This is a genomic window from Mediterraneibacter hominis, assembly GCF_014287475.1.
GTDB classification, from domain to species: Bacteria; Bacillota; Clostridia; order Lachnospirales; family Lachnospiraceae; genus Mediterraneibacter; species Mediterraneibacter hominis.
Genome location: NZ_JACOPF010000001.1, coordinates 915,707 through 931,929 on the forward strand (window position 1 = coordinate 915,707; position 16,223 = coordinate 931,929).

The window sequence follows — 16,223 nt, forward strand, 5'->3', positions numbered from 1 at the left end:
ATTGACGAGAGTTTGATTCCAACTTCAGGATAAACAAGTTTTATCTACCTATCGGCTAGGCAGACTACGCCAATGCTCATTAACGTGTTCCCACTTATTCAGTCGGAAACGCCAATAAGCATTAACGTGTACAGGTCTTTTAATCGAGTACATATTAGACATGCAACATCACCTGCCTTTCTTAAAGAATATTTTCATATCTTTTTGGAAAGACCAATGAGCCAGACTATTGTGGTATGAATCCACGATTATTATATTAACATAATAGTTTTTTATCGTAAATGATTATAACACCCATATAACACTTATTCCCAGGATTATATCAAACTCTTAAATTACTGTTCGATTTTGGTATGTGGGTGTTAAAATATAATTTTTATCTGGAGAATAGTTTTTTTACTCTCCTATTTTCATATTGTAAAAATTTAGTTGAAATGAGGATTTTATTTTGAAAAGAATTATTTTTGAAGATGCATATAATTTTGCTGATCGTGTGCATGACGATTATACTTTAAATGATTATGATGATGTGTTGGTCGTAGCGAAATATGATAAGGCAAAAGAAGTTTTAAGGGAATTAGTACATTACGGTCATGATATTGAGTTTGCCGAATTCTATGATTCAGACTGGAATGGGTATGATAAAGAATTCTATCTATATCTTAGCGATGAAGGAATAAGTATCTCTCCTGCCTTCGGTTTTAAGAAGGATGGCTATAGCAAAGATACATATCTTATAATAGGTGCGGACAAAACCTATATTCATGAAGACTGTAACAGTGCAATAATTAAATATATTGATTGCGACGATATCGTAGAATTTGGATATCAAGATAACGAGATTGATAATAATTCAGGCGATACTACTGAAAATGATTGTATAGTTGATACGGTCAGTACAATAATATATAAAACGGATGATGGTGTTATTCACGGATTTTCTCGCTCATGGAATAATACAGATGAAAACGCGAATTTCTACCACCCTTCTGTCACGTATTTCAATGATAATATTGATGAGTTAAAAGAAATAATGGATTTATTTGGTATTCAAATTTAGATAAGATAGCTGTGGTCTATGTGTGCAATACATATAGACCATTTTTTACTTGATATGGAAGGAAGTGAGAAATAGATGGCAGAACGCAGCAAGCGTATTAAGTTATACGATTCGGACAAAGTAAAAGATATTAATCCGGAAACATTAAAGTTATTTCAAAAATATCAAATAGATATGTCTATCAGGGATTTATCAGAAAATAGTATTAAACAATATAATTCAGATCTAATGCAATGGTTTATATATATGCATGACAATCAATTCAATTTGTCGGTATTAGAAGCAACAGACGAAGATATTGAAGAATATTATTATTTTCGTAAACAACAAGGCAACAATGTTAATCGTCAAAAACGTATCATGTCTTCTATTTCTGCTTTTTACAAATTCCTTCGTAAAAAGAAAATAATTAAGGAGTCCCCTGTTGAATTTATTGATAGACCAAAGCAAGGACAATCTGTTGTTAAGCAAACTTTTTTGACTTTAGACCAAGTAAGTATGCTTCGAGAAAAATTAATTGAATATGGCGATATTCAATTAATAACTTATATCTTCTTTGGGCTTTCTACAATGGCAAGAGTTAATGCAATGGCTCATTTACGTTGGGAACAAATAAATTTTGATGAGAGAATGTGTATTGATGTTTTAGAAAAAGAAGGAAAAATTGTTGATCTATATTTCTCCGAGCAAGTTTCTGAATTGCTACAGAAACTAAAGCAGTTTCGTTCCGATAATAATATTAATGATTATGGATGGGTATTTATTACACCATATGTTACAGAAGAAAAATGTATATCAAACGGGACATTAAATGACTGGTGCAAAAAGGCCGGCGAAATGATTGGTATTCCTACACTTCACAATCATGATCTTAGGCATTCTGGAAGCAATATTTTAAAAGAATTGGGGATGGAGGTTGAAGACATAGCCGAACTGCTACATCATGAATCTACAGAAACAACAATCAAGCATTATCTTACTAAGAATAAAAAGAAAATAAAAGAGAATAAAGACAAGTTCTCATTTTAAAAGAAGCTAATCAGAAATCCAATTTAGTTTACTGTATCGGAAGTTCGCGAAATACATATTGACTGGAGAGGTATCGAAGTGGTCATAACGAGGCGGTCTTGAAAACCGTTTGTCCGCAAGGGCGCGTGGGTTCGAATCCCACCCTCTCCGCTTCTTTTTTAGAAAATAAATTACAGAAAGAAGGGCTGATTTATTCATATTCAAGATAGAGAAACAAGAATTAGAGAATCTATGAATTCTCCCAAAGTGATTGATGAATCTGTAGAGTTTAAAATTCCAAGAGCACTACAGCAATTTAATCCTCAAAACCCAAAGCATAAATTCAAATGTACTTGTTGTGGAAAAGGATTTAGTGTACAAAAGGGAAATTTTCAAAAATCTAATAGTCCACTATTTCAATCAAATGATGGATTTCTACCATGGTGTAAGGAATGCACAGATAAATATGTAAATATATTAACAGCCTTTTACTCTGGGAATGAAGAACATGCAATTGGTCATTTCTGTCAACAGGCAGATTGGGTGTATGAATTAGAAGTTCTAAAAATGGCAAAAGAAATATCTGGGGATAGAAGTCGAATATCGCATTATGCTGCTAAAAAGAACCTCAATGTTGATGGAAGAAAGACATATTGTGATAGCATAAAATATAATTACAAACTGAATCAATATAATATCATTCAATCTAAAGAACAGGTGAAATCAGAAAATTATTCTGTATCAGGAGCAGCCGTTGATAGATGGGGTGTTGGTTTTACTGAAATTGATTATAAAAACCTTGATGACCATTATCGTATGCTAAAAAATAATAATCCTAATTGTGATAGTAATCAGGAGATTTTTATAAAATCTCTTTGTAATCTTAATATGCTTATGGTGCGTGCATTAAAAGACGGCGATTCTGATAAGTATGTAAAATTATCAGAGCAATACTCAAAGACATTTACCAAGGCAGGACTCAAAACTGTGGAAGAAAAAGATTCAAGTAATGATGAAACTTTTTGCATGACACTAGGTTTTATTTCAGAATATACACCTGAAGAATTTTACAAAGACAAAAAATTATATGAGGATTGGGATAATATTGGCGAGTATATAGATAGACATATTACAAGACCTATGATTAATCTCGAAACTGGTTCAGATATCCGCGACAAAGAATTTTACGTTCCCAATGAGGATGAATATGAAGATGAATAAATTATCCGTGTATGCAGATGATATGCAGCTTAATTTGTATAAAAACTTTCCTTCTACCCATTTTCTCAGTAATAGTAATAACGTTCTCCATGTATTAGCATGGGGAACTTTTTTTAGAAGAAATATGCACCGTTTTGTTATTGATTATTTAAAAATTCAATTATATGAATATCAAGCAATTGCTATATATATGATGGGCATTTGTAATTTTATTTGTATTATAGCAAGTAGAAATGATGCAAAGTCTTTTATAGTTGCTGTATATGCAGTGGCAAGGTGTTTATTGTATAAAGGTACAAAATTTCGTATAGGGGCTTCAACTGAAAAACAGGCAAAATTAATTGTTTCCGAAAAAATTATGGACGAATTGTGTGAATGGTCTCCGATATTAAGAAGGGAAATTAAAGATTATAGTATAAGAAGTAGTGATATTTACGTAAAATTCAGAAACGGTTCTAAAATCACTGTATTTGTTGCAAATGAAAATGCAAGAGGCTTAAGAAGTAATGCTATTTGTAGAGAAGAATGTAGACAAATTAAGAAGAAGGTTGAAGATTCTGTAATTTCTCCATTTCAAACACCTCGCAAGCCACAATATATGTTTAAACCAGAATATAAAAATAACAAGCAATTAAAAGAACAGCCTATTGATATTTACATTAGTAGTAGTTGGTATGACGATGGAAACTGGATGTGGGATATTTCTGAACAGGCACTTAAAGCAATGAAAGAACATAAGGGTGGACTCATGCTTGCTTTTGATGAAAGCATTGCAATAAAGCATGAATTAAAAACCATTGAACAACTTATAAAAGAAAAAAAGAAACAAGACCCGGCAACATGGAAGATTGAGTTCCTTAATTTGAAAGTACGAGATTCATTGTCTTCATATTTTACATATTCTATGTTGATGAATTGTCAAGTATCTAAATATGTATTCTATCCAAGAACTACTTTGGATTATAAGTCACATAAAAAAAATAAATATTTAATTCCGAAGTTAGATAATGAAATTAGAATTATTTCAAACGACTTTGCGTTTGTCGCTGGCAACCAAAATGATAACTCTGTATATAGTTGTATACGTGGCATTCCAGAATCAATAACCTATGAAAATGAAAACCATACAGTCGAAATAAAACGCGGATATCGCAGATCTTTTTCTTATATGGAATCTAATCAAATGGGTGATACAACATTACAAGCAATTAGAATACGCCAACTTTATGAAGATTTTGACGCAGACTATATTGTTGTTGATGCCAGATCTGGAGGTTCCCAAGTAGTTTACGCTCTACAGAAGGTTTTATATGATGAAGAGCGAGGTGTAGAATATTCTCCATTAAAGGTCATGAATAACGATGAATATGCAAAAGTGTGTTCCGATCCGAATGCACCAGCTTGTATTTATGTTATTAACGCAACTCAAGTATTAAATAGTGATATTGCTATTGCATTTCGTAAGAATCTTATTGAAAATAAAATTGAATTTCTTGTTAGCTTAAATATAGCGCAACAAGAAATATTATCTTCTAATCAAGATTATATTAGTTCTCCAGATACAGATGTGCAAATTGAATATGAACGTCCGTTTTTAGAGACGCAAGCAATGATCAATGAATGCGCAGAACTTCAATATGAAAAAATGCCACAAACAGGAATTATTAAAATTCATGAACAAGGGAAAAAACGAAAAGATAGATACACTAGCTGTTCGTACGGATCGTATTTTTTCGATCAGCTAGAGCTAGATTCATTTTGTTCATCATCAGATTATGAGTACGCAACATTTATCAATTAATGAAAGGGGTGATACATATATCTGAAGAAATAAAAAAGAAACATGGTAGACCACAAAAAACCTCTTTATCTGAAAGCAACTTTCACTCCTCTTCTATTTCTACTGAAAGGTCAAATCAATCTAATTCAAATTACGAAGTGAACTCCTATCGGTCTTATGGCAGTATATTTGATCCGCTATTCTCATGTGGTATATACGACTATTTTTCAAAGTCGGAGCTTAACTCAGTATTTTCAGATCCCATTATGAATCATGAAACAGCAATTAGATTATCTCATTTTGTATATACAAAAAACGGCATTGTATCAAATTCAGTTGATTATATGACGGCACTTCCCTGTCTTGACCGTATTGTGATACCAAAGTCAAAACTAAAATTGTCTACACAAAGAAAAATAGAAAAAAACAAACAAATGATGATATCCACACTGAGATCTATTAATGATAAGCAATTTATTAGAGACGCATTATTTACTGAGATGCTTGATGGTATTGCATTTTATTATTTTGAAACTAAAGTATCAACAGCAGATAGAACAAAATTTCTGACTGATTATGAAGTTGAAAACATTGTAGAAATTAATGAAGCCGGTATAAACGCAAAAATTATTACTCTTCCTTGGAAGTATACAAAAATCGTAGGTAAAAAGAATGGGCGCTATGTGTTAGCTTTTAATTTAAGGTATTTTGATGATTATACTGGTGAAAAACGAGAAAGAAAATTAAAAAAATATCCTGATGAAATACGTAATGCCTATAAAGAAAAACAAAACCGAACCGGCGATTGGGTTGTATTAAATAATGACAAGACTATGTGCAAAAAGATAAAATGTAAAGATACAGAGCCTTGGGGCAGAAGTTTGATTATTGCTGCTCTTGAAGATGTGTTATATAAAGATTATTTTATAGATACAAAACGAAATGTCTTAGATGAATTAAATTCAAAGATTATTTACGAAACATTTCCCGAAGGAAAAGAAAAAGGAACCAGTGCCTTATCAAAGAAGCAACAAGAAGATCAGCACCATTTAGTTAAACAAGCTGTATTAAATAAGCAAGACAGAAAAAAAGTCAATTTCTTTAGTGTTGCGGCCGGGACCAAAATTGATTCTTTGGATGTCTCTACAGATATTTTTGATGATAAAAATGAATCAAATTTAAGTAATCAAATTTCTCTGGATCTTGGAATTTGTGCTTCACTTATTGGAGCCATGACTACAGGAAATTATGGTTCATCTCAAAGTAACTTAGAGATGATTACAGCACAATTATATACATGGGTGTATGAATGGCAGACTGAATTAAATTATGTCATTAACAAGAATATTATTCAAGATAATAAAAACAAAGTTGAAGTTTACTACTTCCCCACTTCTTTCGTAAATCGAAAGAATTTTTTCGATATGATGAAAGGACTTTACGATGTTGGTGGTTCTCTTTCATTTCTAATTGCAAGTACAGGAGTAGATATTGATGCTTATTTATCTACGCTTGATAACGAAATCGATAATGGGTATTTTAAAAAATACCTTCCACATCTTACTAATTCAACTATATCAAAAGATGATGCAGTCACAGGACGTCCAGTAACAGATACACCTACTGAAAATACAATAAAAAGTCGTGAAAACGGCGGGAATAATATTCCAAGTCCTAGTGATAATAAGTAATTAATATGAGGTTAATATTCAGGGATTGAGAATTAGAATTGCACAATAAATAATTATAACCGTAGGAACTACGGGGATAGCCTAGATAAACTTGTCTCGTTAGAGATATTGACTAGGAAGCCCATTGTCTAAAGCTAATGGGTGGTTCACATATTAATAAGACAAAGAGAACCGCTTAATTGCAGTTCTTTTTTATTATATAAAAATCAGGAAGGAGGTAACTATGGCTATATTTGAATTGTCGTCCAAAAAATACAAAAGTGGTCGAAGAATGTTTACTGCTACCTTATACGAGTTACAGCCTCCGGATTGTGTAGTTGATGGTGTTGGAACTAAATATAACAAAAATGGTATTACATTTTTAGAAGAGTACGCAAAAAACGCTTTGGATAGCATCGAGAATATGAGTGTCCGAGTTGAATTTATTGATGAAGAAAGAACAATAATTGCTGGACATGGCGAAACTGGTATTATTAACGATACTCCAGTTTTTGAAAATGCAACTGTAATTGGACATTTCACCAAAGGATATATAGACGATGTGGTTGTTAATGGAGAAACAAAAAGATGCGTTTGTGGTAAAGGATATTTAGACGAAATGTGTTACCCTAGTTTTGTTTCTACGCTCGAAGAAAATCTAAACAATGGTATTTCGGTTGAGGGAAGTATCGAAATCTATAAAACAAAAGATAATGATGCAATTGTTTATAAGAATGGATGGATTGAAAAAGGACGAATTCCAACAGAATATATACATTCTGGTTGGGATATGGTTATGTTTCCAGCAGACCCAGCTTCTACACTATTAGAACTTAATAATCAAAATAAGGAGGAAAAGAAGACGATGGAATTCAATATGGATGAAATCAAAAATGCAGTTAGAACTACGATTTCAGAGATGAATGAAAAATCTGACACGCATGCAAAGGAAGTTGCTGACCTTAATACTCGTATTCAAGAATTGAACTCTACAATCGACGAAAAAGATAGTGTTATTTCAGAAAAAGAAGAAAAAATTTCTGAGTTGAATGCTTCTATTGAGGACATGCAAAAACTTCTGAAAAAGATGGAAGATGAAAGAGAAACCTATTGGAAAGAGAGAGACATACTTGAAGCTGAAATTGCAAAAGCAAAGGTAGCTGAAAAGCTTGCAGAACTTGATTCTGTTCTTGGTGAATTTAATGAGGAAGAAAAAAAGGTAGCTGAGGAAGATATTAACAAGCTTAAAGAAAATATAAATTCTTGCCAGAAAAAGGAAGAATTAAATGAAGTAACTTCTGAAATCAATTCTATTAAGTCTAAAATTTGTATGGCTATTGTTGATAAGCAGAAAAAAGCCAATTCTGATGCAAAAATTTCTGAACAGAATTCTACAAAAAAAGAGTTTGATATCGAAGATATCTTCTCCGAAATTTGTTCTGAAACAGTAGTTGAGGAAAAAGAAGATATCAATATTTTTTAAATTAAGCACAATTGTATAACAAATTATGTATGAAGTCGGATAAAATCCGGCTTTTATTTATTTTTAGGAGGTAAACAATATGGCACTAAAATTTCATAGTATCGGGCAAATTGAACACGAGCGCGTACCGTTTATTGACGCCGTAACGGATGCAGATACATTTAATGGCGCATTTGGTGATGTAGAAGATGGCGTTTTTAAAGTCGGAGTGGCCAAAACAAAAGTAATTATGCAGGTTGAATGTGGTGATGAAGAAGGGCTTCCGAAATATCCAATTGCAAAAGGAACACATGTAAGAGTTCTCGATTTAGATAAAAGCAAAAGAAATCTTATTGAGATTTATGATTATCCACTTCCAGACACAGTCGATGTTGGTGACAAACTTGAGTCTCAGGCAGATGGTTCTCTAAAAGTTAGTGCTTCTCCAACGGCCGCTGTTTACTTGACTGTGACGAAAATTATTGGAAACCATGATGGTGTCGTAGCAGAAATTACGGCTAAAGCTTAATCAATCACATGTTTTATACATACAGGAAGGAGAATATAATTATGTCTTATACATTTGAACTTAATAATGAACGTAAAGACGCTAATTTTGTTAGCGGCAAAGTTAATGCAAAATCTGCTGTTGTTGAAATCTTTTCCGCAATGGCTGCTGGTAAAGATCTTTCACCGTTTGGGAAAAAGGCAGACGTTGCTGCTAAATATATTAAGGAGTTGAATCAAAGAGCTTCAGCAGGAGATCTTATGTCCATTTCAGAGTTGAATGAAATCAGGCGCTTTGCAATGGAGCCGAAGTTAATTCAGGAAATCAAACTTTTATCCATCTTTGGTAACTATAAGAATGTTGGATATAACGATACATGCGAAGTAGAAGTTCCTGATTTTGTAAATCTTGATGCGAAGGAACAAGCTCCGGGTCAGGATGTTACATTTCCAGTAATCAGAAAGAAACGTGTATCTGTTCCAATGACAACTATATCTGGCGGTTATGCAGTTGATTATAGAAAGGCTGCCGTTGGTGATATGACAGACGAAAATGAACTTCAGGAACAGGTTCGCGTACAGATTAGAAACAAGGCTGCTAAATATGTTGTAGAAACTATTTATAATGCAATTAAAAATATAGATGGAGTTAAATATTTTACCGAAGATGCTGGACTTACTAAGACAAATACAGATAAAGTAATTGCGAATGTAAGACGTCTTGGTAAACCTACAATCGCAGGAGACTACGCACTAATTTCTCAATTTAATGGATTTGCTGGGTATGAAGGTACTACACCTACAATTAATGGTATTTCCCGTACTATTATGGATGAAATTCATAATACAGGTTTGATGGGAATGTATAATGGTGCCATCCTGTCTGAAATTCCGAACCCTTATGACTTTACAACGCTGAATACAGATGGTGATAATTTCGATACAATGCTTCCGGCTGGACTTGGATTTGTAATCCCAACAGGTATCCAATCTCCAATTTATACTTTAACTCGTGGTGGACTGACATCATTTAGTGGAAATGATGTAGCAACAGGAAATATTATTTCCAGATTTGATATGTCAGTTGGTTCTATCGTAGCTCCTGGGCGCGAATATGCCGTTGGTTTGTTACATGATAAAAATCTGGATAATCTGACTGAGTAATTTTAAATAGCATTTTATTGGCAGGTACGTAAATTGCGTGCCTGCTATTTTGATTAATATAAGGACAAGTCCAATGGAAAAGAATAATATCTTTTACTGCTATTCAAAACGTATGTCGTATTTCATACGTTCTTTTGGAATTCAATATATTTCTATTGGATTCAACAAAAATACAAATACAAAATATTATATATTTGAAAAATCAAAACAACTGGATAAAATCATTCAATTCTATAATGAAGTGAAATATAAATTTTAGTCGAAAGAAAAATGATAATTGCAATGGAGGAAATAATATGGAAAACGAAACATCAAAAGATATTCAGAATGTTCGACTTGACGAAAAAGTTATTGTCAGAAGCATAGCCGCATGGAATACTGGTTCCGCACGAAAAACTTCTATAGGTGATATTAGTATTGCTCCACGCGGTACTACTCTTCTGTCACGAGAAGAAATTATTGCACAGGCACAAAACGGGAACAAACTTATTACCGGAACAGATGGAAATGGTTCTCATGCTACTTGGTATATCGAAGATGATTTTACAAGAAAAGAATTAACATTTGATTTTGGTTCTAAGAAACAAGCATTTTTAACCAAAGAGTCTATCAAAAAAATGTTTGAATTAAAAACACAGAAGTCTTTTGAAGATAATATTCAAAAAAATGTTGTTACTAGAGCTGAAAAAACATATCTATTAGATATGATTAAAGAAATGAGATTTAATGACTATCAGAAAATTGCTTTTTGTGAAAAGCATGCGGGTATAAGAACTTTTTAAGGCGGTGAAAACTCATGGCAAATACTACAGCAAATGATGTCATCCAGAGTTTTGAATCTTCCTTTGCTGATAAGCGAGTATTGCCGGAAACTTTGGAATTAGAATGGCTTAAAAAGGCTATAGGGAGATATTCTGTTGAACTGGATAAACTGAATTTTGATGAAAAACTGAAAGAATTTGATTGTTTATTGGATCGATATGTAATAGATACTCTTGCTGAATTTATGATGCAGTCATATCAAGAACGTCAAGTCTCATTAGTGAATAAACGTGTAAGTATAGTTGGAAAAGATTTAAGCATAGATGGAAGTAACGGTACAAAGACAGCCGAGAAAGCACATTTAGAATATATATGTGAAAAAGCAAGTAATATGGTTCATAATCAAAAGCCTACGGCTTATGTATAGGAGGCTTATATGGAAGAATGGTATTTGATGACCTCGCAAACACGTCCTAACATAACTGGAGGTTATGAAAATGATGCTTTTGCTGACTACAAGGGTGATGCTTTTGCTGAATCACTAGAAACAGAACTTGCAACAACCGTTATTTTATATAATCACGATTTATCTGTAAGTAAAGAAGCACGATGTATTATTCAAGGCAATGGGGCAGACACGCAACTTAAATCTTTAGAGCGCACTGTTTTATTTCCCATTGGAACAGTGAAAGCTGGAATGTATATCTTTTTTGAAAATCGTTACTGGCTTATTACTGGTTATCCTGGAAATAATACTATTTATGAAAAGGCAACTATAATTGTTTGTCAATATCTTCTACGATGGCAAAATAAATCTGGCGACATTATTGAAAGATGGACAAATTATACTTCAGCTTCCAAATATGATGTTGGTGAAAATGGGAACAATACAATATTTTTGACATCTAATAACTATACTATCCTTGTACCATATGACGATGAAACTATTAATTTGGAAGGGAAACGTGTCTTTATTGATACCAACAAATCAAATCCCAGAAAAGTATTTAAAATAACACGAAGTGATGATGTGCTGTATGATTATGGAGAGGAACATGGTAGGCTATTAAGTTTAATTGCAGATAAAACAGAACTTAACTTAGAGACTGATAATTGTGAACTAATGATATGTGATTATATATCTCCGTCTACCTCTGATATTCCATCAGAACCACCGAAACCAGATGAAGATTCTGATTTCGTTGCAAGGATTATTGGTAAAGACAATATACGTTTTGGAATTAAGCAATTATATACGGGTATCTTAGAAAATTCAAAAGGTGAAGAACTTACAGATTATAATTTTAGATGGAATATTGTATCTGATAAGAAAATACATTATAGCGAATCCAATAACACAATCACTATAGAAATTGACAATGAGAACTACATTGGTAGTTCTTTTTTGTTACAAATTATTGTGGATGAAGAAATTGTTGCAAGTAAAGAAATCAAAATAATAGGCATTTTTTAAAGGGGGTGTTTTATGACAAAAAATGTTTTAAAAGACCTCGGACTTTATAAAAATAAGCTTATAAGTATGTTAATAAACTCTTCCGAAATATACGATGCGCTTTGTGAAAATAATTCTACTTATACTGATTCTTCTGAACTTATATTTAGTCAAATTTATCCTTATTTATACGTAGATGAAACCCAAACAGAAGTATTAACATATATTTGTGTTGAAACCTCTGTTCCACGAATACCTACCGGAACAATAAAAGATGTAAAGTTAATTATTTGGGTATATTCACACAAAGAAGATATGAAATATCATGTTGCAGATTATGTTGGGACTAAAGTTGATATTGTATCAGACATAGTGGAGCGCATTATTTCTAGTGAAGAAAACTGTTATCGATTTGGTATCGGAAAACCAGAACTTATTAATGTAGATTACTTCTTCCCACAGAATAAATACTACGGAAGACAAATGATCTACAATATACCAGATTTTAAGGTTAAGGAGACAAAATCGTGAGACTAGATTACTTTGATTGCATCTCTCCTCTCCCACTTTATCTCCATAACGTCGGTTCTATAATATCTCCAAAGCTCATTGATATTGCAAAAATCTCATACTATGTTTATGCACAATATGTTAGTCATTTAAGGATGACGCCTGAAGACTATTGTGATGTCTATTTAAAAAGTGAGCAGGTTAATTTTGAACAATTATTTCAAACCACAAAATTTGATTTAGTATTAACTGATGATAGATTCCGACAAATCATCACATCTGCTTTAAATTTCTTTTTTGTTGAGACATTTCAATTTTATCCAGAATATAAAGCTTTCATTTCCACATCCAACAATAATGGTGAACTGGTAGCAACTGGTATTATTAACCGAGATAATTATGCAGGTATTATCGATATTATTTTGCAACGCGTACACATCACACCGGATGAAAATGAAATAGATGATATTAAAAAGGCTAAGAACAAACGTGGAATTAAGATTTACAAAAGGATGATGGAAGTTAGAAAAAAGTTTCAGAAAAATAAAGGTTCTAATCCAAATTTAACTCTTCCTAATATTATCGCTTCCGTCGCAGCGAAAAGTGAGTCACAAAATTGGAGTAATATTTGGGATATTACAATCTTTCAGTTATTTGATGTTTTTGAAAGACTTCAGGTAATTGATTCATACGGTATTATAAGTGCGCAAGTTGCCGCATGGGGAGATAAAGAGAATAAATTCAAATTTGGGTTATGGACAAATAACATATATGACGATGGCAAAAACACGGAGTAATCCGTGTTTTTTATTTTAACTATTTTTAAGGAGGAAAATAAATATGGCTGATAATGCAGTATTTTCAAAACAAATGGCTAACCGTGAAGTATGCGATATGGTCTTTGTTGACTACAAAACAAAAAAACCGTATTTGTTTGTAGATTATGCAAATACATCAAGTAAAGAACTTACGGGTGAAACTGTATTCGCTTACGGTGGTAAAGGCCATCCTAAAAAAGTGTCTTTTTCTGGGGAAAAGGGTGGTACACTAACTATCGAAACACAGATTCAGACACCGAAACTCTGGGAAATGCTTAGTGGTGGTACAAAATCAAATAAAGCCAACATTATGAAACATGTGAAAACAACAATCGATGACACCACTATTACTCTTCAATCTGGTATTGAACTTACAAAAGGACAAGTATGGGTATATGATGCGGCAGATGCAAACATGAATAAAGAAATTACGGTAGCTTCTGTGTCCAATAATACTATTACTGTATCTGAAGCAAGTGGAGTTACGGATGTAGATGTATTTTATATTATTGCTGTATCTGATGTTTATAATATTAACATTAAATCCACAAGTTTTCCAAAGGCGTTCACTGTCTATGGTGATACATATATGAAGACAACAGATGATGATATTCTTCCGTATTTGTTTAAAGCATATAAAGCAGTTCCACAATCTAATATGTCATTATCTTTTGCTAATAGTGGCGATCCTGGCACTGTGACTATCACATGTGACTTGATGGTTGATGATGATGGTAATATGTTGGATCTTATGCTGCTCCCAGAGGAGGCTGAGTCGGGGGAATAATTTCCCCTGATGATTTAGCCTTGGTTGGCAGGGGTAAAGTTGGAAAGGCAAAAGTTGGTAAATCTGAATAATGGAGGTTACTTTAATGGCATATTCAAAAAAAACATGGGTTGATGATGAAGTCATTTCAAAAGATGCATTGAATAACATGGAATCGGGAATTGAATCTGCAAGTAAAGGCATCCCTTCTACTGCTACTAAAACAAAGGCAGGTTTAGTAAAACAGTCCAGTGTTGTTAATGTTGTCTCAGCAGAGAATGCCGGAACAGTCGGTGCCGAATTTAATCAGGCAGAAGTACAAAAGGTAGCTACGCTTGCAGATGCAAATAAAACAGCGATTAATGCTGTTATTGAAGCTTTAAAGACTTCTGGAATTATGGCTTCATCTTAAAATTATAATATTGTGAATTGTATATGTGGGGATATAGAATATTCACAGTATTTTATATCCCTATTTTTTACGGTTTGCTTAGTGAGGTGTTTAATATAAAGTTTAAGACTTTGCAAGATGTTGAAGAAGTATACGGAAAGGAAAATCTTGTATGCATTGTTAATACAAAACAAATCATTTTTTATACAAAAAATGGGCTGCAACCAGTTTTTGTATATAAAGGATATAATGAAAAACTCTGTTGCTGGTTTCATAAACCTTCAACAAAAATGGTTTGGAAATATTGGCTAGAATCAAATCCTAATAAGAAGGGAGAAAAAAATGAAGAATATTAATTTAAAAGGACTTACAAAGGAAAATGTTATTGGCGTTGTCGTTTTATTAGTAGCATTAATTAATGCTATCTTACAGATTTTTGGAATACAAACATTACCAGTTACAAATGATGAAGTTTCTAATATTATATCTACTATCTTCTTGATTGCAACTACTGCGTATGGTGTATATAACAATTTCAATGTGTCAAAGCCTAGTCAGATTGCACAACAGATTACAGATGGAATTAAAGACGGTGAACTCCTCGTAGAACAAGTTGAGGATATGATTGAAAAACTGAAGAATACATATAAGGATACAGAACATACGGAAGGATAATTGAAAAATGAAACCGGATGATATTGTTACGATAATAAGTATAGACTGGAATTATATAATTACATCATTATTAATAGCAACTCCGATTATCGCTTCGTGTATCTTATGTTTTGCAAAATTATGGTCAAAATTTAAAAAGAAATTTGGTATTACTACAAAACGCGACAAAGAACGTGAGTTACTTGTAAAAACTGCTGAAAGCCTTTCTTCTTTACAACAGCAACATACAAATGATATGGAAGATTTTCGGCGCACGCATAAGGAAAGTGTCAATCAATCTATACGTCATGACCAATTAGTACGTGATAATATTAAACAAGTCACAGAAGAAATTCGAGATTGCATTGCCGAAACACAAAAACAAATCAACCAATTTGCTGAAAACCGTGTACATGATCGAGAACAAAGTTTTCGTATACAAAAAGAATTAGTGGATAGTATCCAAGTCGTTGCTCAAAATGGTGATAAACGTGAAAAGCAAATTGAAGCCTTAATGTTTGGAAGTATGGAGCTTCTTGGTGATAAAATTGATCAAAGATTTAGTAGATATATATCTTTAGATGGCATCCCAGAAAACGAAGTTGAGGAATTTGAAGGAATTTATGCTGCCTATAAAAAGTTGGGTGGAAATCATAAACGAGAAGAAAAATACAAATATGTGAAACAACATTTAAAAGTAATCCCTGTAGTATCGAAATTGAAACAAGAAGAACTATAAATGTCAGTCTTACTATTAACACATAGTGCATTCACCAGTTATACGATAGATATACATCAATTAATGAAAGTTTGATACATAGCTGTAAAATCTGCTTACGTAATTGTTGGTTAAAACTGGTGAATGCAGAAATTACTATAAAATCTAAACTTATAATAAGCCAATATATAAATATTTTTAGCACTTGATATTCAGCGATGTGCTAAGGATATTTAGGGTAGATGAGTATATGCTGAATCACTGCTCTTCTACTCTATT

General features: G+C 32.6%; 18 protein-coding genes and 1 tRNA gene. All 19 read left to right on the forward strand.

Translation table 11 applies throughout. The features are described from left to right. The first annotated feature begins 448 nt into the window (after positions 1–448). The 19 genes from H8S37_RS04565 (at position 449) to H8S37_RS17225 (ending at position 15,965) form a co-directional block, all read left to right on the forward strand. Positions 449–1,060: a hypothetical protein gene (locus H8S37_RS04565; protein ID WP_186874834.1), complete on the forward strand. Its 612-nt coding sequence runs from the start codon at positions 449–451 to the stop codon at positions 1,058–1,060. A gap of 75 nt (positions 1,061–1,135) precedes the next feature. Beyond that, positions 1,136–2,089 carry a tyrosine-type recombinase/integrase gene (locus H8S37_RS04570; RefSeq protein WP_186874835.1) on the forward strand — a complete coding sequence of 318 codons (954 nt, stop codon included), beginning with the start codon at positions 1,136–1,138 and terminating at the stop codon, positions 2,087–2,089. A 64-nt stretch (positions 2,090–2,153) separates the two neighbouring features. Beyond that, a tRNA-Ser gene (locus H8S37_RS04575) sits at positions 2,154–2,239 on the forward strand. Positions 2,240–2,320: 81 nt separating this feature from the next. Then, positions 2,321–3,289, forward strand: coding sequence for a hypothetical protein (locus tag H8S37_RS04580; protein ID WP_186874836.1), 969 nt, complete (start codon positions 2,321–2,323; stop codon positions 3,287–3,289). Beyond that, complete coding sequence (locus tag H8S37_RS04585) at positions 3,276–5,090, forward strand: hypothetical protein (RefSeq protein ID WP_243207063.1); 1,815 nt, start codon at positions 3,276–3,278, stop codon at positions 5,088–5,090. Before H8S37_RS04580 ends, H8S37_RS04585 begins: the two co-directional genes overlap by 14 nt. A 245-nt stretch (positions 5,091–5,335) precedes the next feature. Then, positions 5,336–6,760 (forward strand): hypothetical protein, encoded by a 1,425-nt coding sequence (locus H8S37_RS04590; RefSeq protein WP_243207065.1) that lies wholly within the window; start codon positions 5,336–5,338, stop codon positions 6,758–6,760. Between the two features lie 223 nt (positions 6,761–6,983). Next, entirely contained in the window at positions 6,984–8,222 is a 1,239-nt protein-coding gene (locus H8S37_RS04595; protein WP_186874837.1) for a coiled-coil domain-containing protein, read from the forward strand. 79 nt (positions 8,223–8,301) lie between these two features. Continuing rightward, entirely contained in the window at positions 8,302–8,730 is a 429-nt protein-coding gene (locus tag H8S37_RS04600; protein ID WP_186874838.1) for a hypothetical protein, read from the forward strand. A 41-nt stretch (positions 8,731–8,771) separates the two neighbouring features. Next, positions 8,772–9,872, forward strand: coding sequence for a hypothetical protein (locus H8S37_RS04605; protein ID WP_186874839.1), 1,101 nt, complete (start codon positions 8,772–8,774; stop codon positions 9,870–9,872). Between the two features lie 73 nt (positions 9,873–9,945). Beyond that, complete coding sequence (locus H8S37_RS17710; protein WP_408631363.1) at positions 9,946–10,131, forward strand: DUF5659 domain-containing protein; 186 nt, start codon at positions 9,946–9,948, stop codon at positions 10,129–10,131. Positions 10,132–10,168: 37 nt separating this feature from the next. Further along, the gene (locus H8S37_RS04610; protein ID WP_186874840.1) at positions 10,169–10,654 is read left to right on the forward strand and encodes a hypothetical protein; all 486 of its coding nucleotides are present in this window, start codon (positions 10,169–10,171) and stop codon (positions 10,652–10,654) included. A gap of 14 nt (positions 10,655–10,668) precedes the next feature. After that, a complete protein-coding gene (locus H8S37_RS04615) occupies positions 10,669–11,061 on the forward strand; it encodes a hypothetical protein (RefSeq protein WP_186874841.1) in 393 nt (130 codons plus the stop codon). Between the two features lie 9 nt (positions 11,062–11,070). Next, positions 11,071–12,108, forward strand: coding sequence for a hypothetical protein (locus H8S37_RS04620; protein ID WP_186874842.1), 1,038 nt, complete (start codon positions 11,071–11,073; stop codon positions 12,106–12,108). 12 nt (positions 12,109–12,120) lie between these two features. Further along, the gene (locus H8S37_RS04625) at positions 12,121–12,618 is read left to right on the forward strand and encodes a hypothetical protein (protein ID WP_186874843.1); all 498 of its coding nucleotides are present in this window, start codon (positions 12,121–12,123) and stop codon (positions 12,616–12,618) included. Then, complete coding sequence (locus tag H8S37_RS04630) at positions 12,615–13,394, forward strand: hypothetical protein (protein ID WP_186874844.1); 780 nt, start codon at positions 12,615–12,617, stop codon at positions 13,392–13,394. The genes H8S37_RS04625 and H8S37_RS04630 overlap by 4 nt, the downstream gene beginning before the upstream one ends. A gap of 43 nt (positions 13,395–13,437) precedes the next feature. Beyond that, complete coding sequence (locus H8S37_RS04635) at positions 13,438–14,202, forward strand: hypothetical protein (RefSeq protein WP_186874845.1); 765 nt, start codon at positions 13,438–13,440, stop codon at positions 14,200–14,202. An 85-nt stretch (positions 14,203–14,287) separates the two neighbouring features. Further along, positions 14,288–14,593 (forward strand): hypothetical protein, encoded by a 306-nt coding sequence (locus H8S37_RS04640; RefSeq protein WP_186874846.1) that lies wholly within the window; start codon positions 14,288–14,290, stop codon positions 14,591–14,593. Between the two features lie 321 nt (positions 14,594–14,914). Next, positions 14,915–15,247 carry a phage holin gene (locus H8S37_RS04645; RefSeq protein ID WP_186874847.1) on the forward strand — a complete coding sequence of 111 codons (333 nt, stop codon included), beginning with the start codon at positions 14,915–14,917 and terminating at the stop codon, positions 15,245–15,247. Positions 15,248–15,254: 7 nt separating this feature from the next. Then, positions 15,255–15,965 carry a hypothetical protein gene (locus tag H8S37_RS17225; RefSeq protein ID WP_243207066.1) on the forward strand — a complete coding sequence of 237 codons (711 nt, stop codon included), beginning with the start codon at positions 15,255–15,257 and terminating at the stop codon, positions 15,963–15,965. The last annotated feature ends 258 nt before the right edge of the window (positions 15,966–16,223 follow it).

Coding starts and splice junctions, on each gene's coding strand:
- H8S37_RS04580 (WP_186874836.1), top strand. CDS start 2,321: ATGAATTCTCCCAAAGTGATTGATGAATCTGTAGAGTTTAAAATTCCA.
- H8S37_RS04615 (WP_186874841.1), top strand. CDS start 10,669: ATGGCAAATACTACAGCAAATGATGTCATCCAGAGTTTTGAATCTTCC.
- H8S37_RS04620 (WP_186874842.1), top strand. CDS start 11,071: ATGGAAGAATGGTATTTGATGACCTCGCAAACACGTCCTAACATAACT.
- H8S37_RS04595 (WP_186874837.1), top strand. CDS start 6,984: ATGGCTATATTTGAATTGTCGTCCAAAAAATACAAAAGTGGTCGAAGA.
- H8S37_RS17710 (WP_408631363.1), top strand. CDS start 9,946: ATGGAAAAGAATAATATCTTTTACTGCTATTCAAAACGTATGTCGTAT.
- H8S37_RS17225 (WP_243207066.1), top strand. CDS start 15,255: ATGAAACCGGATGATATTGTTACGATAATAAGTATAGACTGGAATTAT.
- H8S37_RS04605 (WP_186874839.1), top strand. CDS start 8,772: ATGTCTTATACATTTGAACTTAATAATGAACGTAAAGACGCTAATTTT.
- H8S37_RS04610 (WP_186874840.1), top strand. CDS start 10,169: ATGGAAAACGAAACATCAAAAGATATTCAGAATGTTCGACTTGACGAA.
- H8S37_RS04635 (WP_186874845.1), top strand. CDS start 13,438: ATGGCTGATAATGCAGTATTTTCAAAACAAATGGCTAACCGTGAAGTA.
- H8S37_RS04640 (WP_186874846.1), top strand. CDS start 14,288: ATGGCATATTCAAAAAAAACATGGGTTGATGATGAAGTCATTTCAAAA.
- H8S37_RS04645 (WP_186874847.1), top strand. CDS start 14,915: ATGAAGAATATTAATTTAAAAGGACTTACAAAGGAAAATGTTATTGGC.
- H8S37_RS04570 (WP_186874835.1), top strand. CDS start 1,136: ATGGCAGAACGCAGCAAGCGTATTAAGTTATACGATTCGGACAAAGTA.
- H8S37_RS04585 (WP_243207063.1), top strand. CDS start 3,276: ATGAAGATGAATAAATTATCCGTGTATGCAGATGATATGCAGCTTAAT.
- H8S37_RS04600 (WP_186874838.1), top strand. CDS start 8,302: ATGGCACTAAAATTTCATAGTATCGGGCAAATTGAACACGAGCGCGTA.
- H8S37_RS04625 (WP_186874843.1), top strand. CDS start 12,121: ATGACAAAAAATGTTTTAAAAGACCTCGGACTTTATAAAAATAAGCTT.
- H8S37_RS04590 (WP_243207065.1), top strand. CDS start 5,336: ATGAATCATGAAACAGCAATTAGATTATCTCATTTTGTATATACAAAA.